The 11519-nt window shown below is 41.8% G+C and carries 9 protein-coding genes; 4 read left to right on the top strand and 5 right to left on the bottom strand.

What is annotated here, in order from left to right:
• Positions 1–527 precede the first annotated feature (527 nt).
• Positions 528–1874: a glycerol-3-phosphate transporter gene (glpT, locus tag ABKW31_RS20640; RefSeq protein WP_348618504.1), complete on the top strand. Its 1347-nt coding sequence runs from the start codon at positions 528–530 to the stop codon at positions 1872–1874.
• Between the two features lie 48 nt (positions 1875–1922).
• Here the strand turns inward: glpT and ABKW31_RS20635 are convergent, their stop codons facing one another.
• Genes ABKW31_RS20635 through ABKW31_RS20625 form a run of 3 tightly spaced genes read right to left on the bottom strand, consistent with a single transcriptional unit; the run spans position 1923 to position 3993 of the window.
• Positions 1923–2249 carry a phosphotyrosine protein phosphatase gene (locus tag ABKW31_RS20635; protein ID WP_348618503.1) on the bottom strand — a complete coding sequence of 109 codons (327 nt, stop codon included), beginning with the start codon at positions 2247–2249 and terminating at the stop codon, positions 1923–1925.
• A 39-nt stretch (positions 2250–2288) separates the two neighbouring features.
• Entirely contained in the window at positions 2289–3092 is an 804-nt protein-coding gene (locus ABKW31_RS20630) for an ion channel (RefSeq protein WP_348618502.1), read from the bottom strand.
• Between the two features lie 22 nt (positions 3093–3114).
• Positions 3115–3993, bottom strand: coding sequence for an AraC family transcriptional regulator (locus ABKW31_RS20625; RefSeq protein ID WP_348618500.1), 879 nt, complete (start codon positions 3991–3993; stop codon positions 3115–3117).
• Positions 3994–4175: 182 nt separating this feature from the next.
• Between ABKW31_RS20625 and ABKW31_RS20620 the strand changes: the two genes are divergently transcribed.
• Positions 4176–5321 carry an iron-containing alcohol dehydrogenase gene (locus tag ABKW31_RS20620; protein WP_348618499.1) on the top strand — a complete coding sequence of 382 codons (1146 nt, stop codon included), beginning with the start codon at positions 4176–4178 and terminating at the stop codon, positions 5319–5321.
• Positions 5322–5635: 314 nt separating this feature from the next.
• A complete protein-coding gene (pckA, locus tag ABKW31_RS20615; RefSeq protein ID WP_348618498.1) occupies positions 5636–7261 on the top strand; it encodes a phosphoenolpyruvate carboxykinase (ATP) in 1626 nt (541 codons plus the stop codon).
• Positions 7262–7348: 87 nt separating this feature from the next.
• Here pckA and ABKW31_RS20610 read toward each other — a convergent pair whose 3' ends face one another.
• The gene (locus tag ABKW31_RS20610) at positions 7349–7753 is read right to left on the bottom strand and encodes a VOC family protein (RefSeq protein ID WP_348618496.1); all 405 of its coding nucleotides are present in this window, start codon (positions 7751–7753) and stop codon (positions 7349–7351) included.
• Between the two features lie 69 nt (positions 7754–7822).
• Complete coding sequence (locus tag ABKW31_RS20605; protein WP_348618495.1) at positions 7823–9331, bottom strand: Hsp70 family protein; 1509 nt, start codon at positions 9329–9331, stop codon at positions 7823–7825.
• Between the two features lie 387 nt (positions 9332–9718).
• Here ABKW31_RS20605 and ABKW31_RS20600 point away from each other — a divergent pair, with 387 nt between their 5' ends.
• Positions 9719–11449 (top strand): histone deacetylase family protein, encoded by a 1731-nt coding sequence (locus ABKW31_RS20600; protein WP_348618494.1) that lies wholly within the window; start codon positions 9719–9721, stop codon positions 11447–11449.
• The last annotated feature ends 70 nt before the right edge of the window (positions 11450–11519 follow it).

The following is an 11519-nucleotide window of genomic DNA, read 5'->3' as shown; positions in this document are numbered from 1 at the left end:
TTTATAGACACCTCATTAGTCGAGAGTCGTCATACCTACGGTTCTTAATAACACTGGCTTGCGGACAATAATGCTTAGGCAGTGGATAGTTCAGCTGTGGCGCTGACCTAGATCAGTGACAGCTATATTTGTATCTAATTTAAGAGAATTGATCGCCGCTATTAACCCATCTTCCACTGCAATTGCTGCTGGACCGATAAATTTACACTTGGCAACATTCAAATATTTTTTAACTTTGAATACTTTTTATCAGTAGCATTACTGATAAAACTCAATAGTAAACTTTATTTAAAAACAGACATCCTGCGACTGACCCACATTCTTATCCCCTGACGACGACGTCATATGTTTAGCTCTATTCTTGGGTCTTGGGTCTTGGGTCTTGGGTAAATCATCCAATAAATTCCAGCTTTTATCATAATCTGTTTAAACCTAAGGCATTAATTGTAAATAGATTATTAAGCAGATAGACAAGCCTTGAGTTTTTCTGCTCTAATCAAACAAACACGTTGAATTAAAGCCTTGTTATGTTTGGAATTTTTAAGCCCGCCCCCCATCAACCACTCATTGCCGAAGAAAAAATTGAAGATGCTTACAAAAAATATCGTTGGCAAATTTTCATTGGCATATTTGTAGGCTACGCGGGTTACTATTTAGTACGCAAAAACTTCTCGTTAGCCATGCCCTTCTTAATTGAAGAGTACGGCTACAGCAAAGGTCAATTGGGTGTAGCATTATCAGCGGTATCTATCGCTTACGGACTCAGTAAGTTTTTAATGGGCAGTGTGTCTGATCGCAGTAATCCTCGTTATTTCTTAACAACCGGTTTGCTTATTTCCGCTGGCATTATGTTTACCTTTGGTTTTAGCGACTGGGCTCTGCAAAGCGTAACCAGCATATTTATTTTATTGTTCCTCAACGGCTGGGCTCAAGGCATGGGGTGGCCGGCGTGCGGCCGAACCATGGTGCATTGGTACTCTGGTAATGAACGCGGTAGGACGGTATCTTTTTGGAATATCGCCCATAACGTGGGAGGCGGTCTTATCGGGCCGATTTTTATTTTGGGCATGTCTTGGTTTAATGATTGGCAAAGTGCTTTTTACTTGCCAGCCGCGGTAGCCACATTTATTGCGGGTTTTATCTTTTTTACTTTACGTGATACGCCACAGTCGTTAGGTTTACCGTCGATTGAAGATTATCGTCAAGACTATCCCAAAGACTATAGTCAAAGCCACGAAGAAGAACTCAGCGCCAAACAGATCTTTTTTACCTATGTACTAAATAATAAATTGTTATGGTACATCGCCGTCGCCAATGCCTTTGTTTACCTTATCCGCTATGGCGTGCTTGATTGGGCGCCAACCTATTTGTCTGAAGTTAAAGATTTTACCGTTAATAAAAGTTCATGGGCCTACTTTTTATATGAATGGGCTGGTATTCCTGGCACCTTACTGTGCGGGTATATCAGTGACAAATGGTTTAAAGGGCGTCGTGCCCCGGCCGGTATTTTGTATATGGTATTGGTCTTGATAGCGGTATTAATCTATTGGTTTAATCCTGCAGGTAACCCCGCTATTGATATCGCCGCATTAATGGCCATTGGTTTTTTGATTTATGGTCCTGTGATGTTAATTGGCCTATTTGCTCTAGAGCTAGTACCCAAAAAAGCGGCAGGTACCGCAGCGGGTTTAACTGGATTGTTTGGCTATTTAGGCGGAGCTGTGGTGGCTAATATAGCGCTGGGTTATACCGTGGATAATTTTGGTTGGGACGGCGGATTTGTGTTGTTGGTGGGTGGCTGCATTTGTTCTATTGTCTTAATTGCCATGACCTTAAAACATGAAATAGCCCATGAGCAACGCAAAAAAGTTTAAACTTTAAGCAAAATTAAAAGGTAATAAGCCACTTAGCCATGCATACCACTAATTAAGGTGAATATGCATTGCTACTTTTTGCTTTAACAGCAGCACTAATTCGGGCTGCATGCACTGATAGTTATCAGCAATGGCCAAGCAAATTAAACGCTTGCCCTTCAACAACGCTGAATATTTTTTTGTTGCTTTGCTTTTGTGCGACTGTTCCATTACAAAAATCACATCAGCCCATTCGATTAAATCACCAGATAGTGGTGTTGCAGCATCTGCATTAGTACCGCAGCCAATGGCCACAAAACCCTCATATTCAGAGAATACGGATTCCGCGGTCGGGCTACGCAGTCTATTTTCAGTACAGATAAACAGTAAATTCAAATCCTTCTCCTGCTGCCATATTGAGCATTAATAGCTGAATCAAGCTCTTCCGTCTGTTTCAATATGTACAATATGGCCACAATGTTTGCAATGGATAGCGTCACTATCATGGCGACTCAAACCACAACTTGGACATTCAAATTTAACTTTGTTGGGGCGAAATATGGTTTGAATAAGCCGTAAAAACAGTGAAATACCAAATATCATGATCAGCACGGCTAATATGCGGCCATCCGTGCCCATCAGGGTAATATCACCAAATCCGGTGGTAGTTAATGTGGTAACGGTAAAATACAGAGCATCAACATAGTTAGCTATTCCGGGGTTTTTGCCTTCTTGGCTAACCAAAACAACGGCGGTAATCACAAAAATAAACACCAGTAAATTAACCACACTAAAAATGATTTCTTCATTGGCTCTAACAAAGCTAGATTGTTTACGTAAAGCTTTAATCACATGATAAGAGCGCAATAAACGCAGGGCTCTGGCAACCCGTAAAAAGCTAAAATTGGCAGCCAGTGAGGGCATAAATAAAGACACAATTACAATTAAATCTGCCAAGCCAACCGGATGAATTATGTCGCGAATACGCTTTTTGCTGATCAGTGTTCTGGCTAAAAACTCGACTAAGTACACCACTCCTATACTAATTTCTAACCAGCGTAATTCATGCATGTAATGAAAAAACGAAGAAATAATAAAGTATAAGATAGTCAGAGCATCAAAACCTAATAGCCCCCAACGAAACCGGTTGGCATTTTTACTATTGCCTAAATACAGCAATTCTATTTTACGCAGCCATATTTGTTTGAAACTCTGTTCTGTAATGCTTTTAGTTGTCATAGATAGTCTATTTTACTCAATATCAAGCCGCACTCGGGGATTGATTAAATTGTCGTTTAAATTCTCGGCTAAATTGAGATGGGCTGGTATAACCCACTAATAATGCTGCTTCACTGGCTTTTTTACCTTCGTAGTTAATTAAGTCTCGCGCTTTAACCAGTCGTACTTTTTTAACATATTGTACCGGCGATTCCAGCGTAACTTGTCTAAAAGCACGGTGAAAGGCCGACACACTCATATTGGCTTCTGAAGCGAGGAAATCAACACTTAACTCTTGCGCATAATCTTGATGAACTCGGGTTAGTGCTTTGGCCACACGGGCATAATGACCGTCATGTTGCGCTAAGCCAAATAAAGTTTGACCTTGTGCGCCGATAAGAACCCGATAAACAATTTCTCGAATAAGTCCAGGCCCGAGGACTTGTGCTTCTGTGGGATTTTTAAGCGCCTTTAATAAGCGCATACAACTGAGCTGAAAATCTTCATCAAGACTGGCAGATTTTAGCCCGCAGGCGAGTTGATTTTTAGTCGGTCCAGAGTAACGCTTGTTTTGTGCCAATATATTAACCAGCTCATGCAGCACAGCATTTGGCACATCAATACTCAAACCGAGTATCGCTTGCTCGTCTTCAACAAAGGCTTCGCACTCTAATGGTAAGGGAACGCCGACGACCAAATAGTCACCTGCCCCGTAATTCACGTGGTGCTCCCCTAAGTGGATCACCTTGCGACCCTGACCAATAATAATAATACCAGACTGGTACAACAGTGGTTGACGGGCACTGCTTTGACTAGCACGATAAAAATGCACACCGGGTAAGAAAGTGGCCTTGCTGCCCTCCAAGGACTGAAAACCCATCACATCAACATAGTCTTGCATCGAACTTGCAATATTGCGCATGACATCCTCACTTGCTAATTAAAACGCGAAATCTACTCAAATAAGTAGCTTTAGGCAAGATATTGCGTGTTTTAACCGTTATAAAAGTTATTTTTAAGCATTATTATATGCGCATAGATTAACACGTAACTATATTAAAACTTGATTAATGCGCTATTAATCACCTAACAGGAGAACTAAATATGAAATTTTCTTTTTTAAATCCTACCAAGATTGAATTTGGCCAAGGTCAAATTGCCAGTATTAAAAACAATATTCCTGCTGATAGCAAAGTACTCGTCATTTATGGCGGCGGCTCTATCAAGAAAAATGGCGTATATGAGCAAGTTGTTGCTGCTTTGGCACAACATAATTGGCAAGAATTCTCTGGTGTTGAACCCAATCCTACAGCTGAAACCCTAGACAAAGCAGTGGCCATCGTGAAAGAGCAAGGTATTGATTTTATCCTAGCTGTTGGTGGAGGTTCTGTTATTGATGGCTCAAAATACATTGCTGCCGCAGCCCTATATGACGGCGGCGCTTGGGATATAATGACCGGTAAACATAAGGTCACTAAAGCGGTGGCGATTGGTGCGATATTAACTATACCAGCAACTGGCTCTGAATCTAACGGTGCCTCGGTGGTAACTAAAGCGGCAACTCACGACAAGCTTGCCTTTATGTCTCCTTTTGTATTCCCTAAGTTTGCCGTTATGGATCCCGAGGTAATGGTCACCCTACCCCAACGTCAACTTGCCAATGGTGTGGTTGACGCATTTGTGCATGTCTGTGAACAATATTTAACCTTCCCTGCCGGCGCCATGGTGCAAGATGGTTATGCAGAAGCCCTATTAAAAAATCTAACTGTATTAGCCGCTAATTTTAAACATCAAGACCAGGCATGGCGCGCTAATTTAATGTGGACAGCTAATCAGGCCTTAAATGGTTTAATTGGCGCCGGCGTTGCGCAAGATTGGGCAACTCACATGATTGGTCATGAATTAACTGCACTTTACGGTGTGGATCACGCGCGTTCTTTGGCGATCATTCAACCCTCATTATTACGTAATCAAATGGAGCATAAAAAAGCCAAACTTGAACAAATGGGTCGTAATGTCTTTGGCTTAAAACAAAGTGACGAGCTAGCAGAGCAAACAATTCAAGCAATGGAAGCCCTCTATCACAGTGTTGATGTGGCTACCCAGTTGACTGAGCACGGCACAGATAAAAATACTGCAGTAGAAGCAATCCTTAAGCAATTGACCAAACATGGTTTGTTAAAGATGGGTGAGCATCAAGCCATCACGCTTGAAAACAGCCGAGTTATTCTAGAAGCAGCGGTTGCTTAGTTGCGATAATTTTACCCATGGCGACTCACTCTGATGAGTCGCTTTTTCTGCTTTTGTTACTTCCCCACATACTGTCTATAAAGAATCAGCACCTAAATGTAAACGTCTTGCACGTTTTCGAAACCTGAGTATCTACCCATAAAATGCAGCCTTTCGCCCTAACTGTCTGGTTGAACATCGCCTATTTTTAACAGTATAAGCTTGGCTAATAGCCAACATAACGACAAAAGACTACTCAGCTGGCAGGCAATCTGGCTCAATACAAGTGCTGATATGCTTTAGCGTTTTGCAAGACATTTTAGGAAGTGTTATTTATGACAGAAACAAAAATTATTACCGAACTAGCTCAATATGGCATTGTTGACGTCAACGAAATAGTACACAACCCCTCTTATGAAAAATTGTTTGAGGAAACCACATTAAGCTCATTAGTGGGTTATGAACAGGCCGTTATAACAGAATGTGGTGCAGTGTCGGTTGACACAGGTATCTTTACTGGCCGCTCTCCTAAAGACAAATACATCGTAGAAGATGCGGTAAGCCAAGACACCGTGTGGTGGTCTACTCAAGGCAAAAATGATAACAAGCCCATCAGCCCTGCAGTGTGGGGTGAACTCAAAACCTTAGTCACCAAACAATTGTCGAATAAACGCTTATTTGTGGTTGATACTTACTGCGGTGCCAACAAAGACAGCAGACTTAAAGTCCGCTTTATTACAGAAGTCGCATGGCAAGCCCATTTTGTAAAAAACATGTTTATTCGTCCCACAGAAGAAGAGCTGAAGAGTTTTAAGGCTGATTTTGTGGTCATGAATGGCGCTAAAACCACTAACCCCAATTGGCAAGCGCAAGGCTTGAATTCAGAAAATTTTGTCGCTTTTAACCTCACTGAAAAGATTCAGTTGATTGGCGGTACATGGTATGGCGGAGAAATGAAAAAAGGTATGTTCTCAATCATGAACTATCTATTACCTCTCAAAGGTATCGCCTCTATGCACTGCAGTGCTAACGTGGGGAAAAGTGGCGATGTAGCGGTCTTTTTTGGACTATCAGGCACCGGTAAAACCACACTTTCAACCGATCCTCATCGTCAATTAATAGGCGATGATGAGCATGGTTGGGATGACAATGGCATATTTAATTTTGAAGGCGGTTGTTATGCCAAAACCATTGATTTGTCAGTCGAAAATGAACCTGATATTTATCATGCCATTCGCCGCAACGCCCTGCTAGAAAACGTAGCCGTTGATGCCAAAGGTAAAATTAACTATGCCGATAAGTCTAAAACCGAAAACACCCGGGTTTCATATCCTTTAGATCATATTGAAAATATTGTTAAACCCATTTCGCGAGCAGGACATGCCAACAAAGTCATTTTCTTAACTGCAGATGCTTTTGGGGTATTACCCGCAGTATCCAAATTAACAGCTGAGCAAGCCCAATATTACTTTTTATCAGGATTTACCGCTAAATTAGCGGGCACTGAACGAGGTATTACTCAACCTACCCCCACCTTTTCTAGCTGTTTTGGCGCGGCGTTTTTGACCCTACACCCAACCATTTATGCAAAAGTATTAAAACAACGCATGCAAAGCTCGAACGCCCAAGCCTACCTGGTTAATACAGGGTGGAATGGCAGTGGTAAACGTATTTCTATTAAAGCAACGCGAGCTATCATTGATGCCATCCTAAATGGCGATTTAGATGAGGCACCTTGCCGTAACTTGCCGATCTTTAATCTGTCTGTACCAACTCAACTTGAGCATGTCACCTCTGACTTGCTCGACCCACGCAGCAGCTATGCTGATGAAGGTGAGTGGCAACAAAAAGCAGAAGAGCTAGCTACCTTATTTATAGAAAACTTCAGTAAATTTACCGATACCGCCAATGGGATGTCATTAGTTGCTGCTGGCCCCAGTTTACTGGCGATGAGTGAGTAGTAGAGCAGAAAAACCAACCTTATAGTCTAGATTCAGGCTACGGCACTTAACTTTATTTGAGTTTTAGTGCCGCTTTTTTTTGCAGGCTTAAGCGTTTTTATTTTTATCATCCCACAGCATCGGCTGCCAAAGTTCAACTTTGTTACCATCAGGATCCATAATCCATGCAAATTTGCCATTTTCATGGGATTCAGGTCCCGCGACAATCACGATGCCAGCGGCCTGCAGTTGCACTAAAAGTTCATCCAGATCATCAACTCGATAGTTAATCATAAAAGAAGAATCACTCGGACTAAACCATTGGCTGTCTTTATCCGCAAGACTCCATACGGTTAGCCCTTTATCTTCAGCTTGGTCATCTGGCCACTTTAAAATAGCACCACCAAAATTTTCTAATGAAAATCCTAAATGTTGCTGATACCAAGCAGCAAGGGCCTTGCTATCACCTTTACACTTTAAAAATACGCCACCAATGCCAGTTACTTTCGCCAAGGTATTATCCTATTTGTTTAGTTAAATCACTTAGAGCATAAACTATTATTTGAATTTACCTATACAGCGTTAAATTTTAGTGAGTTTCGCCGCTTGAATAGCCAAACCTTCACACACTGAATTAAATGCATCGCCCTCAATGACGGGTAAATGGGGTAACATAATCTCTTGTAGTTCCTTTTTAACGATAGGCGATAAACTCATTCCACCAGTAATAAATAACATTTCAGGTGGCTCAGCACTGTTTGCTATACACTCAGTGACTAAACGTTTTACTTTTGTTAGCCACGATTGCATAGAGCGATGCAAATCATCGGTATCAATATTCACATCATAATCGGGCTCAATATAATGTAATGGCAAGACGATCTTGTTTTTAGAGGATAACAACTCTTTGGCCAGTCGAGATGAATTAACTAAGCGGGCTGATAGTTTTTGCTCCTGCACAATTAACAGGCGCTCTAGCAACTTTGGCTGTTTTACGATTGACTTTGTTTGCAGGATTTCTAGGCCATATTCTTCTGAAAAAAAGCGATTAAGTCGCGGAATATCATCAACCGCACACATATCTGAAAAGAAAGCAGGAGGCACAGGTAAGCCATTATAGGTCAACAAATCCTGACCCATTGTCGGGGCTATTGATTTGACGATGAGATTTTTATCACATTCCATGCCACCCAGACGAGCCCCCGTTACCGACAGCACATCATGTTGCCGGTCAATATTGCTTAGCTTTTCTGGAGACAATCGAATGCAGCAGATATCAGTAGTGCCTCCGCCAATATCGATAACCAATACATTGGTGTGCTTTTTGAGGCTGCGTTCAATTTTATAGGCGGCGGCGATCGGCTCTTCCAGAAATTCAACCTGCGCAAAACCGGCTTTTTGTGCAGCTTGGGTCATAATGTCGATGGCTTGTTTGTTGCCTTCGTCACCTCTAGAGCCATGAAATTTAACTGGCCGTCCAATAACAGCCGTATCCACCACTTGCTGCAGTTGTTTTTCAGCACTTAGTCGAAAAAACTCCAGTTGCTTGGCTATCATGCCAACAAAGGCCTCGTGTTGACCGGCAATCAAATTAGCGCCTAAGAAATTTTTAGGCGAGTAAATTAATCGACCTTTTTCAGGGGTTTGTAGATAACGCTTAAACCCTTCTTCACCAAAAGCAAATTTGCCGGTTTCGACTAATCTATGCAAAGGCAAGTCTTGTACGGTCATATCTTCTAATAAAATATCAATAGCACGGCGTTGCAAAGCAGGCTTATTGTGAAACTCGGCTCGAAGATCATCTATTCTATCACTATATATCTGCTGTTCTTTGGGCGTACTGGCTTCGTAGTAGCCCTCTTTCGCTTTATCAATTTGCTGGGAAATAGCGCCTTTGATTTGCATCACTTTTGCTTCAATAGATGAATCTGCAGGTCTGGGTAATTCACCGTCGTAATAGATAAATACTGACGAACGGATCTTATTAGCTGATTCTTGGGTAGGATCAAGCGTTATTAGTTGGTGCTGTCGCCCGTCAAAATAAATAGCCTCCGAGTTAGAGGTTCCGTAGTCAATACCAATTGCTGCCATTTTTACCACCAGATAGCCTAAAACAAAGCCGCGGATTGTAATGTAAAAACCAACTTAACTCATTAGAAGTTTTGCTTAAAACGTCTACTAGGGATTTTAAGTAAAATTACAGCTAGAATGTCGTCTTAGACTTTTTCAATTTTGCAAAAAATATGGGGGCTTAGGAACGTCTTTTTTTATAGTCAAGATCTCGAATTACTAGCAAAAACTCACCTTTATATCACAATTATTTAAGGACCAAATCGCCCCTTGATACCAAACAAGTTGTCACAAAAACTAAGGCTTAAATATACTGTTGTTAACCGCTATTAATAGATCTTGCACTAAGATAAGCTAGTCATTATCGACTTATATCTGTCTTATTATTATTTAAAAATGGAGAACAAAATGTTACGCATCCGTGTGTTACGGCATGTCGAATCAGACAACGACTTAGTGATACTTCAACAAGTTGAGGAAATTGCTCAAAAGCAATTTCCCTTGGCTTCTGATGCGGAAATATCCCGTGTTTCTGAGCGCTTAAAACAGCCATTGACCGATGAGTTTTTTCCTTTGCTATTCGTTGTTGAAGGCTTTGATGGTCAGGTCAGTGCTTATTGCAGTGTATTAATGTTTCCTCCCTTAAAACTGGCGCATATTGAATATATCAGCACAGCCCCTAATCGTCCTGGCGGTGGTTTAGGTGGCCTGCTATATGAACGAGTGCGCGATGAGTGCAAGGCCTTAGGCTGTCATGCCTTAATGCTTGAATGTTTACCTGACGAGCCTGGCGCCAGTCGAGATGATGCAACCTTAAAAATAAATCAACAGCGCTTAAAGTTTTATGAACATTTTGGCGCACGCCCACTGATCAATACGGGTTATGAAATTCCTGCCAATATCGGGGATGACATTGGTGCGTTTATTGTTATGGATCCACTGGATTCGTCATATCGACTGCCGCAAGAGGCGGCAAAAAAATATCTAAGCGCTTTTTTGAGTTATAAATATCCGCAAGATTGCCCGCCAGAGATAATCCAAACCGTAATTGAGGGCATCAAGGACGATCCGATTGAAATGCGTGCACCTCGATACTACAAAAAGCCGGCTAAGGCAGCACTACCCGTTTCGGTAAATGTACCTAAATACGCCATGGTGATCGCTGATAAACATGAAATTCATCATGTACGCGATAGAGGCTACGTTGAGGCACCGGTAAGAATTTCCAAAATTCGCGATGAATTACACAAAACCACTTTGTTTACAGAACTTCCTATCGGCCACACTAGCGAAAGTCACATTACTGCGGTGCACAGTAAAGATTATTTTAATTACCTAAAAAAGATCTGTTTATCACTACCTGAAAATAAGTCGGTGTATCCGCAGATCTTCCCGATCCGTAACCGCACTCGCCCGCCAAAAGATCTGGCAATGCAGGCTGGCTATTACTGTATTGATACCTTTACCCCTTTAAATAGAAATGCATATTTAGCGGCGCGCTCGGCTGTGGACTGCACGCTTACCGCAGCCAACGCTGTGCTAGACAAATATCCTATGGCTTATTCTCTAGTGCGCCCACCGGGGCATCACGCAGAACGCAGTGCCTTTGGTGGATTTTGTTACTTCAATTCTTCGGCAATTGCAGCCAACTACTTCAGTCAATATGGCAAGGTTGCCGTCATCGACATCGACTTTCACCACGGCAATGGTACCCAGGATATTTTTCTGAATAGAAAAGATGTATTTACTGTATCAATACATGGTAATCCGGTAAGCAACTACCCCTTTTTTACCGGTTTTGCTGATGAAGTAGGAGAAGATGAGGGCAAGGGCTTTAATCTCAATATACCACTGCCAGATACGCTTACTCCTGAGCAGTATCGCACGCATCTGAAGCGGGCTATTACCGCGATTAAAAAGTTCTCACCACAATATTTTGTTATTGCAATGGGCTTAGATACGGCTAAAAGTGATCCGACAGGAAGCTGGGCATTGATGCCTGACGATTTCTTTAAAAATGGCGCAATGCTGGCTGAACTGAAATTGCCAACATTGATTGTTCAAGAAGGTGGATACCGCACAAAAACCTTGGGACAAAATGCCCGTCGCTTTTTTGAAGGTTATCATTCGGTCAAATAAAACACTTAATATTGGCGAGGCTCAAGGCCTCGCCAATATTTACTTTTAATCGACAATACTTAGATTTAGC

It is taken from the genome of Paraglaciecola sp. 25GB23A (genome assembly GCF_040012495.1).
GTDB lineage: Bacteria > Pseudomonadota > Gammaproteobacteria > Enterobacterales > Alteromonadaceae > Paraglaciecola.
This window is presented reverse-complemented; position numbering and strand designations above follow the sequence as displayed.

Coding starts and splice junctions, on each gene's coding strand:
- pckA (WP_348618498.1), top strand. CDS start 5,636: ATGACAGAAACAAAAATTATTACCGAACTAGCTCAATATGGCATTGTT.
- ABKW31_RS20600 (WP_348618494.1), top strand. CDS start 9,719: ATGTTACGCATCCGTGTGTTACGGCATGTCGAATCAGACAACGACTTA.
- ABKW31_RS20605 (WP_348618495.1), bottom strand. CDS start 9,331: ATGGCAGCAATTGGTATTGACTACGGAACCTCTAACTCGGAGGCTATT.
- glpT (WP_348618504.1), top strand. CDS start 528: ATGTTTGGAATTTTTAAGCCCGCCCCCCATCAACCACTCATTGCCGAA.
- ABKW31_RS20620 (WP_348618499.1), top strand. CDS start 4,176: ATGAAATTTTCTTTTTTAAATCCTACCAAGATTGAATTTGGCCAAGGT.
- ABKW31_RS20630 (WP_348618502.1), bottom strand. CDS start 3,092: ATGACAACTAAAAGCATTACAGAACAGAGTTTCAAACAAATATGGCTG.
- ABKW31_RS20625 (WP_348618500.1), bottom strand. CDS start 3,993: ATGCGCAATATTGCAAGTTCGATGCAAGACTATGTTGATGTGATGGGT.